The following is a 17,651-nucleotide window of genomic DNA, read 5'->3' on the forward strand; positions in this document are numbered from 1 at the left end:
CTCCGGAAGTGGATGGTGTAGAGGGAAGGGGGTCAGCCGATGGCCTGGGTCACCAGCGCGAATTGCTGTACGCCGCCGCTGGCCTGGGGCGGGGTCCCGCGGGCCATTTGGGCGACGGTGTCGACCTGCTTCAGCCCGGCGGTTTCCAGCCACGGACCGAGGCCGCTATGGGGCAGCACATCCATGCGCACGAAAGCCGCCGGCACTTGCGCCAACAACACGGCGATCAAGTGCTTGGCCTGCTCTGGATTTTCTGCCACGACCGGGCCGATGTAGCGACCGCGACCGAAGGGACGCAGGATGGCGAACCCGCGCAGTTGACCCTCGCGCTCGATGCCCACGACGTCGTCGACACTGTCGAACAGATCGTTGAGCACGGCATGCCGGTCCAGGCCGCTGCCGGCGTTGGCGAGTGCGATCACGTCGTTTCGATCGGCTTCGGTCAGGCGGCGCAGGCGCTCACCGGATGGCAGGTCCGTGGGGGCAGGAGGCAATACGTTTCCCTGATGCTGCTGGATATGTCCAAAGTCGACGAATCCCTGGCTGACATAAAGGGGCGCCCCGGCCAGCGTCGCATTGAGCATGGCGGTCTGCGAGCCGCACGCTTGGAGCGCAAGCTCCATCAATCTGCGCCCGATGCCCTGGCCCTGGTACTCATCGCTGACGATCACCAGGCCAATCGTAGCGTAATCACCCTGCGGACAAGTGAACGCGGTACCGATCAGACGACCTTCGTCCTCTGCGACAAAACCCTCGGAGACACGCTGCAGCATGGCCCAGTCTTCCAGGCGGTGGGGCCATTTCAACTGCACGGACAAGGCATGGGCGGCTGCCACATCGGCAGCGGTCATGGGGCGATAGGCATAGACAGGGCGTGGCGAGTTGGACATGACGGATCTCCGTAGATAAGGGCGCGTGACCGGTCGGATTTCTCCGCTGAAAGTGTTGGTATCTCACCTGCCGCCAGGCCTGACAAGAGGCCGGCATTGATTCGGTAGATTGCATCAGTTGCGGCTTCACGCGCCGCAGTTATTGCTCAAATCGGTAACAGGCTCAGCAGCAAATATCAGCGGATTTTTTCGTCGGTGCTTTCCGCCGGCGCACGGGCATCGCACATCAATAACGTCGCTGGCGGTCAATCTGGCCGAGCATCGATTCGCCGCGTTGATGCCGACGGATATTCTCCAGCAGCACGCCAAAGGCACTTTCGGGTTGGGTCATCGCCGCGATATGTGGTGTCAGCATTATTTGCGGATGCTGCCAAAACGGGTGATCCGGCGCGGCCGGCTCCTGTTGCAAGACGTCGAGCACCGCGGCACTGAGTTGGCCGCTGGCGAGCGCCTCAAGCAGGTCCTCTTCTATCAGGTGGCCACCGCGGCCCATGTTGACCAGGGCCGCGCCTTGGGGCAGGTGTCGGAACAACTGGCGGTTGAGAATCCCTTGGGTCTGCTCGGTCAATGGCAAGACACAGATCACGATGTCGCATTGCCCGAGGAATGCCGGGAGTTGTTCGTCACCGGCAAAACAATCCACTCCAACGACAGTGTGTTCGCTGCGTGCCCAGCCCGATAAGGCGAAACCAAAGGTCTGCAACGTGGCCAGGATCTGCCGGGCCTGCAGGCCAAGCCCCATGACACCGACCCGACGCTGAGCCGCCGGTTGCAGCAAGTGCGCCTGCCAGCACCGGGCGAGCTGTTGCTGGCGATAACGGAGCATATCCCGGTGCAGGCTGAGCACGGCGAAACTGGCGTACTCACACATGCCCCGGGTGATGCCCGGATCGAGTAAACGCACGACCGGCAGCGACATGGGCAGGCGGTCAAGGTCGAGCTGGTCGACCCCGGCCGACAAGGCGAACAACACCTCCAGGTTGGGCAACACCGTTTCGAGGTCGTCCGGCGCCTGCCAAGCGGCGAGGTAGCGAATGTCCTTCGGATCGCCGATGTCCGGCCAGGCACGCCATTCGATATCCGGCGCGTGCTCGGCGAACAGACGCTTCCATTGTTCACCGCGTACCGGGTCGGCTTTATAGAGCAGGGCCATGGGTCACTTCTCGTACTGGATAGGGAACATCCAGCATGCCCGAGTGGCAAAGCAGGATGTATTGAAAGAGCCTGTGTAATCCCATGACACTGCGTTGTATGGGGCGTTTGCCGGCAGATTCCATGGGGCTGGAGGCGGCTGAAGGATTCTGCTGTTTGCCGGGGTGAAAACAGTCGATCCGAATTTCCCAGAGGCCAAGTTCGGCTTAGACAATTGCGTCGAACGCTTAACCTGTGGAACACATCGCAGCCGTTTCCCGGTTGCCTGGTTCACTGTGGGAGATGCCATGAACAGTAAAGTCGAAGAAACCCCAAGTTTGCTCCGTCAACGCGATCAATTCGTGCCACGGGGTTTGGTCACCGCACACCCACTGGTCATCGACCGGGCCCAGGGGGCTGAAATGTGGGACGTGGACGGGGCGCGCTATCTGGACTTCGTCGGCGGCATTGGCGTCTTGAACATCGGCCACAATCATCCGAAGGTGGTCGCGGCAGTGCAGGCCCAACTGCAAAAGGTCAGCCATGCTTGTTTCCAGGTCGTGGCCTACAAACCCTATCTCGACCTGGTCAAGCGCCTGTGCGAACTGGTGGGTGGCGAGCAAGCCTACAAGGCCGCGCTGTTTACGTCCGGCGCGGAGGCAGTGGAGAACGCGGTAAAGATCGCCCGCGCCCACACCAATCGTCCCGCCATCATTTCCTTCCGTGGCGGTTTCCATGGGCGTACCTTGCTGGGTACGACGCTGACGGGCATGAGCCAGCCCTACAAGCAGAATTTCGGTCCCCTCGCGCCGGAGGTCTTCCATACCCCCTACCCGAATGCCTATCGCGGTTTCAGCAGCGAGATGGCGTTGCAGGCCCTCGATGAGTTGCTGGCGACCCAAGTCGCTCCGGATCGCGTCGCGGCGATCATCATCGAGCCGGTGCAGGGCGACGGTGGCTTTCTTTCCGCGCCGCCGGAATTTCTCCAGGCGCTGCGGGCCCTGACCGAGCGACACGGCATCGTGCTCATCCTCGATGAAATCCAGACCGGTTTCGGCCGTACCGGCAAATGGTTCGGTTTCCAGCACGCCGGCATTCAGCCGGACCTGGTCACTGTCGCCAAGAGCCTGGCAGGTGGTTTGCCGATCTCCGGCGTAGTGGGGCGTGCCCACATCATGGACGCGCCCTTGCCTGGTGGTCTCGGCGGCACCTACGGCGGTAACGCCTTGGCGTGTGCGGCGGCGTTGGCGGTGATCGATGCTTACGAACAGGAGCAGTTGCTCGAGCGTGGCAAGGCATTGGGCGAGCGGCTGCGTCAGGGCCTGCTGCGCTTGCAGGCACGTCACCCGCGTATCGGTGACGTGCGCGGTACCGGCTTCATGCTGGCCATCGAACTGATCAAGGACGATGAGACCCGCAGCCCCGACGCCGAACTTACCCAGCAACTGATCGACCAGGCCAGGGTAGGCGGGCTGTTGGTGATCAAATGCGGGGTGTACCGAAATGTCCTGCGTTTCCTGGCCCCCCTGGTCACCGAAGAAAGCCAGATCGACGAAGCACTGGCCATTCTTGAAGCAGCTTTACTACGCGTGCTGGATTAATCTCAGGTCTCGGTCGGCACCTGTAACGATGGGCCGACCGAGGGCATTTAACGCATATGGATTGATGAATGCATCATGGGAGGCGACACATGCACCTGACTGATTATCGTGCGCTGCTGATCGATTGCGACGAAGTCCTGGTGGATCGGGATTCCGGTGTCTGGACGGCCCTGCAACCTTTGCTCGACAACCATCCCGGCATGCCAGGCAGGGACGCGGTGTTGGTGGAATTCGACGCGGCGGTGCGCGGGCTTTATCCGCGTTTTTCCGAACTGGGCTTCAGTGGTTTATTGTGCTTTGCCCATCGTCAACTGGCAGAGCGCCTGGGACTCAAGGTCAGTTGGGAGGAGGGCATGAGCTTTGCCCGTTCGGCAGGTAACTGGTCGCTGTTCGAGGACGCACCCGGAGCGATGTTGTACCTGCGTAAATTCTACCGGTTGCTGGTGTATTGCGACCGCGATGCCGAGGATCGTGACCCGCTCTGCGAGCGCTTGGGAATCCCTCCCGAGGACCTGCACTCCCGGGCCAACAATCCATTGGAGGATGAGGCATGGCTGCTGGCGAACAAGCTCAAGCCTGAAAACATCATGCAAGTGTCCAGACCGCCCGCGCAACCGCCAAAGTCGGCGGGCCTGTGCCTGATTCGCCGTGGCCATGAGCCTGATAATCAAGAATTTTTCGCCGATTTCTACATCACCAGCATGGCCGACCTCGTCGCTCAGCATCAGCTATCTTTGCGCCGTTGAATTTGCTAAAACCACTGTCAACCTGAAGACAACCGAGGGGTACCCGATGGAAGGTTTAATAAAACTAGACCGAATTGATATCAGTATCCTTGTTGAACTTCAAAAGGACGGTCGAATGACCAACGTCAGTCTCGCCGATGCCGTGGGGCTGTCATCCAGCCCATGCCTGCAGCGAGTCAAGCGGCTTGAGTCGGCGGGTTATATTTCCGGCTACAGGGCTCACCTCAACCTGGCCAAGATCACTGACTCGGTCACGGTCTTCACTGAAATCACGCTCAGCGACCACAAGCGGGAAGATTTCGCCAAGTTCGAATCCAATATTCGCCTGGTCGATGAGGTACTGGAGTGCCATTTGATCAGCGGCGGTTACGATTACCTGGTGCGTTTCATGACCTGCAGCATCCAGCATTATCAGGAAGTGATCGAAGGGTTGCTGGACAAGAACATCGGCATTTCCAAGTACTTCAGCTACATCGTCATCAAATCCCCCGTGCTCAAGGATGGGGTCCCGTTGCGCAGGTTGTTGCGTCACTGAGACGTCTTGGCGACAGCCGTCCATGGCGGCAAACCCTCAAACGTCGTGGCCGCGGGCCATTGAGAGCTTTAAAGATGACTCATCGGCCTTGATTTCAGATGGCAGTGGTCAGATAACCACCATCGACCGGCAGCACTGCACCGTTAACAAAGGAAGCGGCATCAGAGGCCAGAAAGGCAATCACCTTGGCGACCTCTTCAGCACTGCCAAAACGTTTCATGGGCGTGCGGGACAACAGGCGGTCAATCCTCGGTTGATCATCGATTTTCGCCAACAGCGGGGTGGTGATCCACCCCGGCGCCACGGCATTCACACGAATATTATCGGGGGCGTAGGCCTCGGCCAGAGACTTGGTAATCTGCACGATTGCCCCCTTCGCCGCTGAATAGGCCACGAGCTTGCCGCCGCCGAAATAGGAAAACATCGACGCAATGTTAATGATCGATCCGCCTTGCTTCGCCATTAGCGGGTACGCGAGGCTGATGAGCCGGTAGACGGCGTTGAGCTGAACCGACAACACTTGGTTGAAGGCCTCCCACTCCATTTCCTTTTCGCCCAGCGTTCCCCCAGCGGCAGGTACCAGAATGTCGAGGCGGTCGAGGCTTTGGATAACGCTTTTGAGCGATTCATCGTCGGTGACGTTAACCTCTCGTAGATCAAGCTGGACCCCGTCGGCGACGACGGTGGTATCGGCGCCCAGGCCAATCGCTACGACTCTGGCACCGTGCCGGGCCAGATACTCGGCGGTTGCCTGACCGATCCCCGAGGTCCCGCCACTGACGAGCGCGACCTTGCCTTCAAACAGATTGCTCATGAACATAGTCGTCATTGCCTCTTAAAGTCAGTAAAAAACGTTGCTGTCGTGATGCGCTCATAGGCCCAGCGCGGAGCCGACATCCAGCATCAGTTGCAGGCCAACCACAAAACCGTTGTTGCTCAATTGCGTCGCGCCCGGGTTGTAGTAGTTGTCCGGATTAATCACGTACTGAATGCTGGGCTCGATGGCGAAATGGCGGGTCAAGGCGAAATGGCCGTTGGCTTCCAGTGCGTAGACGTTGCGTTCGCCCAGTTCGGGGTCCCCACCGGCTGCGACGCGCAGGCGTTGTTGGAACTGCAACTGGTGGGAGCTGACTTGCAGGTAGCTGGTCTTGAAGTTGAGCTTGTCCTGGGCTCGATCAAAAGGCGCCAGGTAGGTGAGCCCGGCTTCAGCGAAGTGGTTGAAGGGTTGTTTATCGTCTGCAGTCGTCGACAGCGAGCCGAATATCTGCATTCCCTGTTGCCCACCGCGCCACAACGTTTGGCGAAACTTGAAGAAGCCTCCGGCGGTGCCGTGCTCGCTGGTGCCGGTCAACGGATCGACCTGCTTGGACGAGTTGAAGTAGGCGTTGAGTTCGTACTGGGTGGTGTCGTCGCCGGGCTTGCTGCCAATCCCCATCAGGAAACTCGTGCCGCTCGCATCGTTGGTGCTGAAGTCCAGGCCTTTACGCTCTTTCAGGTAATCCACCGGGTTGGATTCGAACGCCCCGGCATGCACATAGAGGCCAGGGTTCACTTGGTACTTCAAGTAACCGCCCCAGGCGCCAAAGGGCGGCGGCAGCATGCCGCTTGACGCGTCCAGGATCGGATCGTTGCAGGTGACGGTGTTTTCACAGTTATAGATGTAGAAATACCGCCGGCCATTCGTACGTCCGATGTGCATATCGAGTTGGTCGTCGAGTGCTTTCTGTTCGAACGTCAGGACACTCAACTGGTTGCTGGCGATATCGTTGTGCAAAGGGGCCCCGGCAAAATAACTGCCGGCGGCGCCTTGCCAGTTACCCGCGGTGGGTTGGCCGGTGCCTTTGTCGAGGATGAAGACGGTTTGTTCGAAGTGCAGGGCTGCACCGTCGAGACCGCCGAGTGTGGCCAGATTGATGTCCGCCCCGATGTAAAGATCACCGCTGTTACCGAAGCTGTAGGGACGAGGCCCGGTATCAAGGTTTTTCATGGCCAGACTGGTGAATTGCAGATGGGGCTCGATGCCGTAGCCGGCCAATTGTTCGCCCAACTCAGCCAACGGACCTTCACGGTCTTGTGCCCAAACATGGGAATAGGTAAACGCCAGGAACAAAAACGCGGACAAACGAATGATCGGGTTCATGATCAGGAACTCATTTTTATTGTTGTTGTGATGAGCAGACGCAGCGGTGTGGTGTCGGTGATGAGCCTCGATCACCGCAGCTTCCGTTGTTGAGTGTTCACAGCGAATGTCCCGGGGCCGCTGAGCGCACGCGTGATCGGCGCTCGAGTACGGCGGGCGCCGTTTCCTTGAGCAGCAGGGACAAGCCCGACGCGAGCAAGGCACCGCCGCAGGAGATCCACATGACAATCGACAGACCGAATTGATCGGCGGCAAATCCGGCGACGGTAGGCGCCACGAAACCGCCCACCAACTCGCCAACGCCCATGATCATGCCCAGTGCGGTGGCCATCACTTCCCGCGGGACTGTTTCGGCCGGAATGGTGGACATGAAGAGTGTGAAGCAGCCAAGCCCGGTGAAGGTGAGCACCATCAGAACACCCAACACCATGGGGGAAGGAGCGAACAACAGCGCTATCGGGCAACACGCGGCGATCAGCGAAAACAGCACCAGGGTCGGGCGTCGACCGATTCGGTCGGAAATGCTCGGCACGACAAATCCCCACATGACCCAGGCAGCGCCCAGGCAACTCATGATCGTGCCCATGCTCGGCGCGCTATAGCCGCGGACACTGACGAGAAACGTCGGCGTGAAAGAGATCAAGATGACGAACCAGGTCAGAAATACGCAACTGATCAACGTACACAGCACGATGTTGCGGCTTTTAAGCAACGCCAGACGATGCCCCGTGGATTTGGCGCTGCTCACTGGCGCTGGGCGTGGTTCATCCTGACGCACGTAACGCCAGATCAGCCAGGCGATGAGCAGGCCAGGCAGCAGCGACACAATGAAGGCATGCCGCCAACCATAGGCCTCGGCCAAAGCGATCAGGACCGGAGGGCCAATCACCGCCCCCAACAGACCTGCCGCCGACCCTTGTAGCAAGCCCATGTTCAGGCCCCGTCGATGTGGCGACGATGCTTCGACCATCATCGATTGGGACAACGGCAGGATGGGCCCTTCGGCCAATCCCATGATGCCGCGAAACAGCAACAGACTGAGGAAACCTGAAACCAGCCCGGAAAGGGCTGAGCACAGGGAAAACAGGATGACCGCCACAATCAGCAGCGGTTTGCGCACACCCCGACGGTCTGACCAGGCACCCACCAGCGTGCCGGAAATCGCCCAGGCCAATGCCAGCACCGAAGACAACATGCCGAGGTGGCTGTTGCTCAGTTGGAGTTCATCGGCCATGAACGGAAAAAGAAATGACAGGGCCAGACGGTCGAAGAACACAAAACCGAACGTCAGGAACAGCACGCAGAGCAGGGTATTTTCATAACTGGCTTTATTATTGTTGTGAGCCATGGTGGTTCTCCGTAGCACGGGTTAACGGAACAGGCGGTCCACAGCGTCAGCCCCCAGGCCGACCTTTTCGTAATGTTCGCGGCACAGGGCGATGTAGGAGTGCACATCGAAATAACCGGTGGACTCGCCTTGATCGTCGAGCCAGATCAGCGGTCCCTTGACGATAAAGAACACACGCATCGGTTCTTCATGCTCGTAGGCCACCAAGGTGTGCCCCTCACCCGGCGTCTCATAAACGAAGTCGCCAGCGGTGGCGGTCCATTCGTGTTCCAGATACCCCCACTTGCCCGAAAGCGTGTAAGCGAACACTTCGTGTGGGTGGTAGTGGCGATTGACCAGGCCGGCACGACTGGACATCAAGATGTCGCACCAACGGTTTTCGCTGGGAGAGATCCACAGGGGGCGTGAAGAAACGGTCTCAGTGAAAGGGACATAAAGCCGCAAATCATCACTGGCGGCATTGGGCAGATAAACCTCGGGCTTGGCGTCGGGCTTGAAGCAGTTCGCGATGGGCTGCAGGTCTTTCCAAAATTCGTTGCGGGCTAATTCGGGCATGTCGGGCCTCTGATTGTTGGAGTACGGAGGCCACTCTAAGGCGGGGAACGCGGGGCGGTTTGATCGAAACAGACGTCATTGTTGTCCGCATCGGACGGATATCTTTTCCTCGCACAGTCGCCGTACTTTTGTTCCGGCCATTGATTGACAGCGCGCCTGGGGCGGTTGTTAATGAGGCTCTGCATGCCCCCATGGTCCGCCTTGCGCGGGGTTGAGCAGTCCATAAAACGAGAACAATAAAATGGTCAAATCCCCCCCGTTGCTCGACACCCGGCGTGCAAGTACCGATGACTATCCACCTGATCAGCGCTTGGCATTCTGGGAGCAGTACAACGCATCGACACTGGTAGGGCTGAAGTGCTCATCCTTCAGCGAAACCGGGTTCAATGCACGGGAGGACAACCTGAGCCTGGAACGACTTCGAGTCGCCCATATTGTCGGCAACCAGCATGTCATCGAGCGCGATGGCTCAATGATTCGCACGGTCCCCAAAGAGTCGGTATTCGTGTCGCTGGTCTTGGGCAGTGAGTCGTTTTTCTTTCAAAACGGCACCTGTCATTTGCTGGAGCCTGGTGAGCTGATGGTGTATCGCACCGACAAACCCTACCTGTTTGGCTTCTCCAGTTCGATGCATAAATTTATCTTCGATATACCCCAGGACGTTTTTGCAGCCCACTGCTTGCGCCGCTTTGATAGCGCACTGAAGATCAGCGCACACACCGGCACGCAGCGTTTGCTCTTACGCACGTTGAGTGAGCGCACCGGCGTATTTTTCGAGCAGCCCCTCAGCCAGGGGGCAGACAACTATCAAGACGAGGTCCTTGAACTGTTGGGCAATATCATTACTGGCCAGGTGGGTAATCGCCGAATCAATGCGCTCAGCACTTCTTACTTACTGGCCGCCAAGCAATGCATCCTCGAGCAACTGGCCGACCCTACACTGAGCTGTGAGCGAGTAGCGGCACAAACCGGCGTTTCTACGCGACACTTGGCTCGGCTGTTCGCCATGGAAGACACCCAGCCCCATCGGTTCATTCTGGAGAAGCGCTTGCAGCGCGCGTTTCAGGTGCTGAGCAGCGGGGAGGGCAGAGGCCTGGACATTGCCGAAGTTGCCTATCAGCAGGGCTTCAGCAGCCAGGCGCATTTTGCCAGGGCTTTCAAGGCGCACTTCGGCCGCACTCCCAGCGACGTGCGCGCAACGGCGGGGGTTGCTTAGTCAGGCGGTGGACTGTCTTCTGCGGCATGACTCATTTATGATCGCCGATTGATAAAATCTGGATACTGCTTCATGAGTACACGTTCCGACCTCCTGACCAGCGCTGAAATCCTGTTGCGGACCAAAGGCTATGCAGCGTTCAGCTACGCCGACCTCGCGACTGAAATTGGCATCAAGAAGGCGAGTATTCATCACCACTTCCCTACCAAGGAAGGGATGGCGATCGCGATTGTCGAAAGCTATCTGTTCCGTTTCAAGAATCAACTGGAGCAGATCAACGCAGACAATGCCGGTGTGATCGACCGTCTCGAAGCGTTTGCGCTCATGTTCGCCCAGAGCAGTACCGAAGGCATGTTGCCGTTGTGCGGAGCCCTGGCCGCGGAGCTCCTCGCGTTGCCCGACAGTCTGCAGGCGTTGACCCGAGACTTTTTCGAGATCCACCTCGAGTGGCTGCAGGCCAATATTGCATCAGGTCAATCCGTCGGGGAGCTCAAGGCAGAACTCAACGCGGTGCACGTCGCCCGGCTTATCCTCAATGCACTGGAAGGCAACAGCTTCGTTTCTTGGGCACTGAGCGACGCTTATGCACAATCGTCCGGGTTCGATATTCTCCTGGAAGGACTTCGTGCGGCACCCCCGCATCATTAGGCAATCGCACCGCACCACCCATTTCTATAAAACGCCTCGAATTACCGAGGCGTTTTTTTTTGCGGCGGGAGACGCGCCGATGAGTGATCTCAATAATAATTGAACAGCTACCTACTACTTGGTAGAGTGATTTCTCTTTCGATCACAACCCTGATCCACCCAAAGAGGAATTCGCAAATGAGCAACAACCTGAACGGTATCGACGTCGCCGCGCTCCAGCAGTTCGCCCAGGGCGTCGCCGAGAATGCTACCCAGCGTCACGCCAGTTTTAACGTCAAGACCGAGTGGAAAGGCCAGGCCCGCACAGTGGCTAAAGTCAATCGCTACAGCTTGGCTGGTGAAACCTATTCGCGTGATTTTGAAATTGCCGCTGATGAGCCAAATGAATTGCTGGGCCAGAATTCCGCGCCAAACCCTCAAGAGCTGCTGATGGCTGCGCTTAACGCTTGCATGTCTGTCGGTTATGCCGCGAATGCCGCGATGATGGGGATCAAGATTCACAGCCTGGAAATCGAAACCAACGGCACCCTCGACCTGCGTGGCTTCCTGGGCATCGACGAGAGCGTCAACCCAGGCTACGACGAAGTGAGCGTGGCGATCCGTCTGCACACTGATGCGCCGCGTGAGCGTGTTGAGGAGTTGCATAACGCCGTGCTCCAAACGTCGGTCAATTACGCCAACTTCTCCAAGGCCATCCGCATGGTGCCGACCCTCGAAGTGCGTGAAGACTGATCGCCCATTTCTAATCCCTGCGGGCATCAATGAACATAGGTCATGCCGAGGCCACGCCCATCAAATCCAGATATCCGGAGTTCGCAATGAGCGATTTTTTCATCGGCTCTAAGTGTGAGATTCACATGAACCGTATTGTTGAATTGAGCGCTCCGCAGTTTGCCCGTTTTGTGGCCAAGGGCAGTAGTGTGGTGTTGTTTTCCGCTTCTTGGTGCAAGCCATGTCAGGAGATGAAGCCAGCGTTCCATGCGCTTGAAGAAAAACTTCACGCGCTAGCTGCCTTTGGAAAGATCGATGTCGCAATGTCCCCCACGATTGCGCAAATGTACGGCATTCGCGCGGTGCCTTCCTTGGCGGTATTTCATGAGGGGCGACTGTTGCGGGTAATGCCCGGTTCCCGCTCGATGGGCGCAATGAAGAAAGCGATTCTCGAGTCGCTGGAAGAGATCAGGCGTTAGTCGTACGGAACCTTGGATAGTCGGTGTAGCCCTTGGCGATGCGATTACCTACGCCGTAGTAAGTCGCGCGATCGCTCTCTGCCAGTGGCCAGCCGTTCTGCATGCGTTCGACCAGATCCGGGTTGGCGATATAGGCCGTGCCGAACGCAATCAGGTCAAGTTCGCCCTTGGCCAGTTCCGACTCGGCGAGCGCCTGAGTAAAACCGCCGGCGGCCATCAGGGTGCCTTTATAGGCTTCACGAAAGGCTGCACCAAAGCCTAGCGGCGTTTGAGCGGCGACGATGGTCGGTTGGTAATTCAGGTGAACGTAGGCCAGTTCACGCTCGTTGAGCGCGGCCGCCATGCTCATCCAGGTTTCTGCTTCGCCCTCGTATACGCCGAAGTCATACAAGCGACCAAACGGCGAGAACCGTACGCCAATCCGCGCACCACCGATTTCATCGGCGATCGCGTCAATTGTTTCCAGCAGGAAGCGCTGGCGATTGACGATAGAGCCGCCGTACTGATCGGTGCGGGTGTTCAAGGCGCTACTGAGGAACTGGTCGAACAGAAAGCCGTTGGCTGCCATGATTTCGATGCCGTCGAACCCGGCATCCATAGCCATGCGCGCAGACGTCACGAAGTCAGCAATGACACGTTTGATTTCATCCGTGCCGAGCGCGCGGGGGACGCTGGGTCGCACGGGGCCGGCCTCGTTGGGCTTGGCCCAGGCATACACCGTGGTGTCGACCGCCGGCTGAGTGCCCGAAGAAACCGGCACCAAGCCATGCACCGACACATGCGACATGCGGCCGACGTGCCACAACTGCGCAAAAATCCGACCGCCTTTGGCATGCACCGCATCGGTGACCTGACGCCAGCCAGGCAGGTGTTCGTCAGCGTAGATGCCAGGGGTGTAGAGGTAGCCACGCGCCTCGTCGGAAATCGGCAGGCCTTCGGTAATCAGCAGGCCCGCGGAGGCACGTTGTGCGTAGTACTCGACCGTGAACTCGTTTGGAACATTGTTCAGGGTGCGCGTGCGCGTCATGGGCGCCATGACCACACGGTTTTTCAACTCGACGCCGGACAGATCATAAGGCGTAAACAACTTGTTCATGATTGATCTCGAATTAGAAAAAGGATTATCGAATTACGCTTTGTCGAACGCATCCAATACGTGAGCGCTGTACACCAGTGCGGCGCCGGCATTCATGTTGATGGCCACGCCAAGGGCTTCAGCCACCTCCTCATTGGTCACCCCGACTTTCTTGGCTTCGGCGGCGTGAAAGGCGATGCAGCCATCGCAGCGGGTGGTGACAGCCACCGCCAGGGAGATCAGCTCACGCGTCTTCGCGTCCAGATAGTGGGTCTTGGCACCGGCCGCCCCCAAAGAAGCCATGCCTTTCATAGTTTCCGGAGACAAGCCATTGAGCTCTACCAGGCGCGCGTTGATGTCTTTGCGGGTTTGCTTCCAATCTTGCATGAGGTTCTCACTGTATCTGGGGTGGGTGTAAAACTACGAACAACGCTACCATCCAGTTGGTAGGCGATCAATGTTGTTTTATCGATAGGCACTATCAGTGAGATTTTCTAGGTGGGCGGTGGCTGCTCGATTTGAGGTGTTGCCAGCGATCCATTGCTGCTGCGCAGGTTGGTGCAGGCGGTGCAAAAGGGGGGTTTTCGCTTTTGCAATTCGATATTCATAAAAACGTAACACGACTGTTGCAGAGTTCTCCGGCCCGTCATCACAAGGAATTTCTTTCAATGAAAAGTTTGATGAAGTCTGCTGCGCTCGCCGTTACGCTTTCTCTTTGTGCCACTTCGGCGACCTTCGCTGCAGAAAGCGTCCGTTTGACGGGGTCCGGCGCGAGCTTCCCGGCGCCGATCTACCTGACCTGGTTCAAGGATTTCAGCAAGAAATCCGAGGGTGTCACGGTGGATTACCAGTCCAAGGGCAGCGGCGCGGGTGTACAGGACTTTCTGAATAAGACCGTTGATTTCGCCGCCAGCGACTCGGCAATGAAAGACGAAGACATCGCCAAGGTGGCCGAAGGCGTGCAGTTGCTGCCGATGACCGCTGGGGAAATCGTGCTGGCCTATAACCTGCCGGGCAATCCCAAGGGCTTGAAGCTGCCGCGCGACGTGTACTCGAACATTTTCCTGGGCAAGATTACCCGCTGGAACGATCCGCAAATCGTTGCCGCCAACCCGGACCTGAAACTCTCCGATACGCCGATCACGGTTGTCGTGCGGGCCGATTCCAGCGGTACGACCGCGGTATTCACCAAGCACCTGGCGACGATCAACCCAGACTTCAAGCAGGCGCTGGGGGAGGGCAACACTGTCAATTGGCCGGCCAGTGACAAGTTCATCAAGTCGCCGAAGAACGATGGTGTGACCGCTACCGTGCGCCAGACGCCGGGCGCGATTGGCTACATCGAATACGGCTTCGCCAAGCTGGCCAAGGTTGACTTTGCCCAGTTGCAGAACAAGGCCGGCCAATACGTAGTGCCGAACGCCGAAAGTGGTGCCGAGGCCCTGGCTGCAGTGAAAATGCCGGAAAACCTGGTGTCCTGGTTGCCTGATCCGGACGGCGCCAAGTCCTACCCGATCACGTCCTACACCTGGATGATCTTCCGCAAGGACAACGGCAATCCGGCCAAGGCCAAAGCCATGCGTGAAATGGTCGAATACAGCCTGGTCGAAGGGCAGAAAATTGCCGATTCGATGGGGTATATCCCGTTGCCGCAGTCGGTTGTCGAGCAGGTTCGCAAAGCGTCCGCCAACATTCAGTAACGCCTGAGGCCTCTCTCGGTGTGCGCTGTCAGCATGCCGGGAGACTTTCCCCCCTGTTCCGGACTTAGCCAATGAACAAACCCTTTGTCGTACCGGTTAATCCAGATTCTGCCTGCCAACCACCGTCCGCGAAGGACTTCCTGGTTGATCGCACCTTTCGTGCGCTTGCGCGTATTGGGGTGGTTCTGGTTCTGGCGTTGGTATTTGCCCTCGTGTTCGAGGTGGGGCGCAAGGCACTTCCTGGCATGGAAAAGCACGGCTTTGATGTGCTTCTCGGCACTGTCTGGGACGTTAACCAGGGTAAATACGGCATCCTGCCGGCTATCTGGGGCACGCTCTACAGCGCTCTGATTGCGTTGTTGATTGCGGGCTTTTTCGGCGTCAGCATGGCGATTTTCCTGACCCAGGACTTCCTGCCTCCCAAGCTCGCCGCCATTTTTCGAACCATTGTCGAATTACTCGCGGCCATCCCCAGCGTCGTCTACGGCCTGTGGGGGATCTACGTGGTGATCCCGGCGATTCGGCCGCTGACCACCTGGTTGAACAGCGAACTCGGCTGGGTGCCATTTTTCGGCACATCCTTGAGCGGGCCGGGGCTGCTTCCTGCGGCGCTGGTGCTTGCCATCATGATTCTTCCGACCATTGCCGCTGTTTCGCAGGATGCGCTCACGGGCGTACCGATGAAAACCAAGCAGGCCGCCTACGGCATGGGGACCACCCACTGGGAAGCGATCCTCAAGGTGATGGTGCCGTCGGCCGCCACGGGTATTTTCGGCTCCTTGGTCCTTGGCTTGGGGCGTGCGTTGGGTGAGACGATGGCCCTGGCCATGCTGGTAGGCAACGCGAATAACATTTCCCTTTCGCTGTTCGCACCGGCCAACACCCTGGCGGCCTTGCTGGCGTTGAACTTCCCCGAAGCCGGGCCGAACGAGATCGAAGTGTTGATGTATGCCGCACTGGTGCTGATGTTGATCACGTTGATCGTGAACGTCTTCGGCTCCTTGATCATGATGTACGCCCAGCGGGGTAACAAGTGATGACTGATCTGACTGCTGCAACAGACTTGACGTCTCCAGCAGGCGCGATGCCCAGCCTGCAGCGCAAGTTCGAGGGCCGCGCCCTGCGCAGCCTGATCTTGACCACCCTGGTCTGGGGCGGGGCGCTGCTGGCCAGCGTGCCGTTGGTTTCCGTGCTCTACATGCTGATCACCCGCGGCGGCGCTCGCCTGAACCTGGAAGTCTTCACCGAACTGCCGCCGACTGGCTTCGAGATGGGCGGGGGCTTCGGCAACGCAATGGCAGGTACCTTTGTGATGGTGGGTATCGCGGCGGCAATCGCGGTGCCGGTTGGCATCATGGCGGCGATCTTCCTGGCGGAACTGGGGCCGGACAGTAAGCTGGCGAACGCTGCGCGTTTTGCGGCCAAGATGCTCACGGGGCTGCCTTCGATTCTGGCCGGGGTGTTTGCTTACGCCCTAGTGGTGATGACCACCGGCACTTATTCGGCACCGGCCGGTGGCGTCGCGCTGGCAGTCCTGATGCTGCCTATCGTCGTGCTGACAGCGGAAGAGTCGATGCGGATGGTGCCCAAGATCATGAAGGATGCCGCCTATGGCATGGGCTGCACCCGCTCGCAGGTGATCTGGAAAATCGTCCTTCCCACCGGCATGCCGGCGATCCTGACCGGCGTCATGCTGGCCGTGGCACGTGCCGCGGGCGAAACCGCGCCGCTGTTGTTTACCGCGCTGTTCAGTAACTACTGGATCTACCACCAAGGCAGCCTCGAGGTCATGAACCCGACGGCATCGCTTGCAGTGCTGATCTACAACTTCTCCGGCATGCCTTTCGACAACCAGCTCGAGCTCGCATGGGCGGCCTCACTGGTGCTGGTGATGATCGTGCTGGTCGTGAATATCATCAGCCGTATCTTCGGCAAGCCCAAGTATTAAGAACGGGAGCATCTGATCTTGAACGTATCCACTGCGCAAATAGCCGCTCCGTTTGTCACCCAGGCGCCTGTAGTCATGGACTGCAAACTGGACAAGATTTTCTACGGCAACTTCATGGCGGTACGTGACAGCCATGTGCCGATCGAGAAAAACAAGATCACCGGTTTCATCGGGCCTTCCGGCTGCGGCAAAAGCACCGTGCTGCGCAGCCTCAACCGAATGAACGACCTGGTGAAAGGTTTCCGTTTCGAAGGCCACGTGCATTTCCTTGGACAAGATGTCTATGGCAAGGGCGTTGATCCGGTGGTCGTGCGCCGCTACATCGGCATGGTGTTTCAACAGCCGAACCCGTTCTCGATGAGCATCTTCGACAACGTCGCGTTTGGCCTGCGCCTCAACCGCTACAAAGGCGATATAGGCGATCGGGTCAAGCACGCGCTGCAAGGCGCCGCCCTGTGGGATGAGGTCAAGGACAAGCTCAAGGTCAGCGGCCTGTCGCTCTCCGGCGGCCAGCAACAACGACTGTGCATCGCCCGCGCCATCGCCACCGAGCCGGAAGTCCTGCTGCTGGATGAGCCGTGTTCGGCACTCGACCCGATTGCTACCCGGCGGGTCGAGGAATTGATGGTCGAGTTGAAGAAGGACTACACCATCGCGCTGGTTACCCACAACATGCAGCAAGCCATCCGTGTCGCTGACACAACGGCGTTCTTCTCGGTGGATATTTCCCAGGGCACGCGCACCGGCTATCTGGTTGAGATGGGCCCAACGACGCAGATCTTCGACAACCCACGTGAGCAGATGACCGGCGATTACATCAGCGGCAAGTTCAGCTAACACACCTCCGGTCAAGGCCGCATACCTGCAGAAGCCAAATGGATTTGGCGGGCATCCGGTAGACATTTACCAAGCGTTTCCAAGGAGCACC

Annotated in this window: 19 protein-coding genes; 11 read left to right on the forward strand and 8 right to left on the reverse strand. The window is 58.5% G+C overall.

What is annotated here, in order from left to right:
• Positions 1 to 32: 32 nt before the first annotated feature.
• Complete coding sequence (locus tag AD659_RS11390) at positions 33 to 890, reverse strand: GNAT family N-acetyltransferase (protein WP_053121209.1); 858 nt, start codon at positions 888 to 890, stop codon at positions 33 to 35.
• 226 nt (positions 891 to 1,116) lie between these two features.
• A complete protein-coding gene (locus tag AD659_RS11395) occupies positions 1,117 to 2,043 on the reverse strand; it encodes a 2-hydroxyacid dehydrogenase (RefSeq protein WP_053121211.1) in 927 nt (308 codons plus the stop codon).
• 286 nt (positions 2,044 to 2,329) lie between these two features.
• Between AD659_RS11395 and gabT the strand changes: the two genes are divergently transcribed.
• The 3 genes from gabT (at position 2,330) to AD659_RS11410 (ending at position 4,903) form a co-directional block, all read left to right on the forward strand.
• Positions 2,330 to 3,622, forward strand: a complete 1,293-nt coding sequence (gabT, locus tag AD659_RS11400; RefSeq protein ID WP_053121213.1) for a 4-aminobutyrate--2-oxoglutarate transaminase — start codon at positions 2,330 to 2,332, stop codon at positions 3,620 to 3,622.
• 89 nt (positions 3,623 to 3,711) lie between these two features.
• Entirely contained in the window at positions 3,712 to 4,368 is a 657-nt protein-coding gene (locus tag AD659_RS11405; RefSeq protein ID WP_053121215.1) for an HAD family hydrolase, read from the forward strand.
• Positions 4,369 to 4,414: 46 nt separating this feature from the next.
• Positions 4,415 to 4,903 (forward strand): Lrp/AsnC family transcriptional regulator, encoded by a 489-nt coding sequence (locus AD659_RS11410; protein ID WP_008146530.1) that lies wholly within the window; start codon positions 4,415 to 4,417, stop codon positions 4,901 to 4,903.
• Positions 4,904 to 4,997: 94 nt separating this feature from the next.
• Here the strand turns inward: AD659_RS11410 and AD659_RS11415 are convergent, their stop codons facing one another.
• The 4 genes from AD659_RS11415 to AD659_RS11430 all read right to left on the reverse strand — a co-directional run bounded on the left by AD659_RS11415 (position 4,998) and on the right by AD659_RS11430 (position 8,946).
• Entirely contained in the window at positions 4,998 to 5,717 is a 720-nt protein-coding gene (locus tag AD659_RS11415) for an SDR family NAD(P)-dependent oxidoreductase (RefSeq protein ID WP_231987683.1), read from the reverse strand.
• Positions 5,718 to 5,774: 57 nt separating this feature from the next.
• Positions 5,775 to 7,043, reverse strand: coding sequence for a carbohydrate porin (locus AD659_RS11420; protein ID WP_053121218.1), 1,269 nt, complete (start codon positions 7,041 to 7,043; stop codon positions 5,775 to 5,777).
• A gap of 97 nt (positions 7,044 to 7,140) precedes the next feature.
• The gene (locus AD659_RS11425) at positions 7,141 to 8,391 is read right to left on the reverse strand and encodes an MFS transporter (protein ID WP_053121220.1); all 1,251 of its coding nucleotides are present in this window, start codon (positions 8,389 to 8,391) and stop codon (positions 7,141 to 7,143) included.
• A 21-nt stretch (positions 8,392 to 8,412) separates the two neighbouring features.
• Entirely contained in the window at positions 8,413 to 8,946 is a 534-nt protein-coding gene (locus tag AD659_RS11430) for a 2,4'-dihydroxyacetophenone dioxygenase family protein (RefSeq protein ID WP_053121222.1), read from the reverse strand.
• A gap of 241 nt (positions 8,947 to 9,187) precedes the next feature.
• On the opposite strand from AD659_RS11430, the gene AD659_RS11435 reads away from it, so the two are divergent.
• From AD659_RS11435 to AD659_RS11450, 4 genes are all read left to right on the forward strand, one after another.
• Entirely contained in the window at positions 9,188 to 10,162 is a 975-nt protein-coding gene (locus AD659_RS11435) for a helix-turn-helix domain-containing protein (RefSeq protein WP_053121223.1), read from the forward strand.
• Positions 10,163 to 10,234: 72 nt separating this feature from the next.
• Complete coding sequence (locus tag AD659_RS11440) at positions 10,235 to 10,810, forward strand: TetR/AcrR family transcriptional regulator (RefSeq protein WP_053121225.1); 576 nt, start codon at positions 10,235 to 10,237, stop codon at positions 10,808 to 10,810.
• 177 nt (positions 10,811 to 10,987) lie between these two features.
• Complete coding sequence (locus AD659_RS11445; RefSeq protein ID WP_053121227.1) at positions 10,988 to 11,542, forward strand: OsmC family protein; 555 nt, start codon at positions 10,988 to 10,990, stop codon at positions 11,540 to 11,542.
• 125 nt (positions 11,543 to 11,667) lie between these two features.
• Positions 11,668 to 12,000 (forward strand): thioredoxin family protein, encoded by a 333-nt coding sequence (locus AD659_RS11450; protein ID WP_053121377.1) that lies wholly within the window; start codon positions 11,668 to 11,670, stop codon positions 11,998 to 12,000.
• On the opposite strand, the gene AD659_RS11455 is transcribed toward AD659_RS11450, so the two are convergent.
• The gene (locus AD659_RS11455; RefSeq protein ID WP_053121230.1) at positions 11,990 to 13,096 is read right to left on the reverse strand and encodes an alkene reductase; all 1,107 of its coding nucleotides are present in this window, start codon (positions 13,094 to 13,096) and stop codon (positions 11,990 to 11,992) included. The genes AD659_RS11450 and AD659_RS11455 overlap by 11 nt on opposite strands.
• A 33-nt stretch (positions 13,097 to 13,129) precedes the next feature.
• On the reverse strand, positions 13,130 to 13,462 hold the full coding sequence (locus tag AD659_RS11460) for a carboxymuconolactone decarboxylase family protein (protein WP_053121231.1): 333 nt from the start codon (positions 13,460 to 13,462) through the stop codon (positions 13,130 to 13,132).
• Between the two features lie 281 nt (positions 13,463 to 13,743).
• On the opposite strand from AD659_RS11460, the gene pstS reads away from it, so the two are divergent.
• The 4 genes from pstS to pstB all read left to right on the forward strand — a co-directional run bounded on the left by pstS (position 13,744) and on the right by pstB (position 17,560).
• Positions 13,744 to 14,775 carry a phosphate ABC transporter substrate-binding protein PstS gene (gene pstS, locus AD659_RS11465; RefSeq protein ID WP_053121233.1) on the forward strand — a complete coding sequence of 344 codons (1,032 nt, stop codon included), beginning with the start codon at positions 13,744 to 13,746 and terminating at the stop codon, positions 14,773 to 14,775.
• Between the two features lie 71 nt (positions 14,776 to 14,846).
• On the forward strand, positions 14,847 to 15,812 hold the full coding sequence (gene pstC, locus AD659_RS11470) for a phosphate ABC transporter permease subunit PstC (protein WP_053121235.1): 966 nt from the start codon (positions 14,847 to 14,849) through the stop codon (positions 15,810 to 15,812).
• The gene (gene pstA / locus AD659_RS11475; protein ID WP_053121236.1) at positions 15,812 to 16,723 is read left to right on the forward strand and encodes a phosphate ABC transporter permease PstA; all 912 of its coding nucleotides are present in this window, start codon (positions 15,812 to 15,814) and stop codon (positions 16,721 to 16,723) included. The genes pstC and pstA overlap by 1 nt, the downstream gene beginning before the upstream one ends.
• Positions 16,724 to 16,798: 75 nt before the next feature.
• The gene (gene pstB / locus AD659_RS11480) at positions 16,799 to 17,560 is read left to right on the forward strand and encodes a phosphate ABC transporter ATP-binding protein PstB (RefSeq protein ID WP_025214260.1); all 762 of its coding nucleotides are present in this window, start codon (positions 16,799 to 16,801) and stop codon (positions 17,558 to 17,560) included.
• Positions 17,561 to 17,651 lie beyond the last annotated feature (91 nt).

Source organism: Pseudomonas thivervalensis (assembly GCF_001269655.1).
Classification (GTDB): Bacteria; Pseudomonadota; Gammaproteobacteria; order Pseudomonadales; family Pseudomonadaceae; genus Aquipseudomonas; species Aquipseudomonas thivervalensis.

Bases quoted from the DNA above. Each gene is read 5' to 3' on its own strand.
- AD659_RS11395 (WP_053121211.1), bottom strand. From the start codon at position 2,043: ATGGCCCTGCTCTATAAAGCCGACCCGGTACGCGGTGAACAATGGAAG.
- AD659_RS11410 (WP_008146530.1), top strand. From the start codon at position 4,415: ATGGAAGGTTTAATAAAACTAGACCGAATTGATATCAGTATCCTTGTT.
- AD659_RS11450 (WP_053121377.1), top strand. From the start codon at position 11,668: ATGAACCGTATTGTTGAATTGAGCGCTCCGCAGTTTGCCCGTTTTGTG.
- AD659_RS11390 (WP_053121209.1), bottom strand. From the start codon at position 890: ATGTCCAACTCGCCACGCCCTGTCTATGCCTATCGCCCCATGACCGCT.
- AD659_RS11455 (WP_053121230.1), bottom strand. From the start codon at position 13,096: ATGAACAAGTTGTTTACGCCTTATGATCTGTCCGGCGTCGAGTTGAAA.
- gabT (WP_053121213.1), top strand. From the start codon at position 2,330: ATGAACAGTAAAGTCGAAGAAACCCCAAGTTTGCTCCGTCAACGCGAT.
- pstA (WP_053121236.1), top strand. From the start codon at position 15,812: ATGACTGATCTGACTGCTGCAACAGACTTGACGTCTCCAGCAGGCGCG.
- AD659_RS11460 (WP_053121231.1), bottom strand. From the start codon at position 13,462: ATGCAAGATTGGAAGCAAACCCGCAAAGACATCAACGCGCGCCTGGTA.
- AD659_RS11440 (WP_053121225.1), top strand. From the start codon at position 10,235: ATGAGTACACGTTCCGACCTCCTGACCAGCGCTGAAATCCTGTTGCGG.
- pstB (WP_025214260.1), top strand. From the start codon at position 16,799: ATGGACTGCAAACTGGACAAGATTTTCTACGGCAACTTCATGGCGGTA.
- AD659_RS11405 (WP_053121215.1), top strand. From the start codon at position 3,712: ATGCACCTGACTGATTATCGTGCGCTGCTGATCGATTGCGACGAAGTC.
- AD659_RS11430 (WP_053121222.1), bottom strand. From the start codon at position 8,946: ATGCCCGAATTAGCCCGCAACGAATTTTGGAAAGACCTGCAGCCCATC.
- AD659_RS11420 (WP_053121218.1), bottom strand. From the start codon at position 7,043: ATGAACCCGATCATTCGTTTGTCCGCGTTTTTGTTCCTGGCGTTTACC.
- pstC (WP_053121235.1), top strand. From the start codon at position 14,847: ATGAACAAACCCTTTGTCGTACCGGTTAATCCAGATTCTGCCTGCCAA.
- AD659_RS11445 (WP_053121227.1), top strand. From the start codon at position 10,988: ATGAGCAACAACCTGAACGGTATCGACGTCGCCGCGCTCCAGCAGTTC.
- AD659_RS11415 (WP_231987683.1), bottom strand. From the start codon at position 5,717: ATGAGCAATCTGTTTGAAGGCAAGGTCGCGCTCGTCAGTGGCGGGACC.
- AD659_RS11425 (WP_053121220.1), bottom strand. From the start codon at position 8,391: ATGGCTCACAACAATAATAAAGCCAGTTATGAAAATACCCTGCTCTGC.
- pstS (WP_053121233.1), top strand. From the start codon at position 13,744: ATGAAAAGTTTGATGAAGTCTGCTGCGCTCGCCGTTACGCTTTCTCTT.
- AD659_RS11435 (WP_053121223.1), top strand. From the start codon at position 9,188: ATGGTCAAATCCCCCCCGTTGCTCGACACCCGGCGTGCAAGTACCGAT.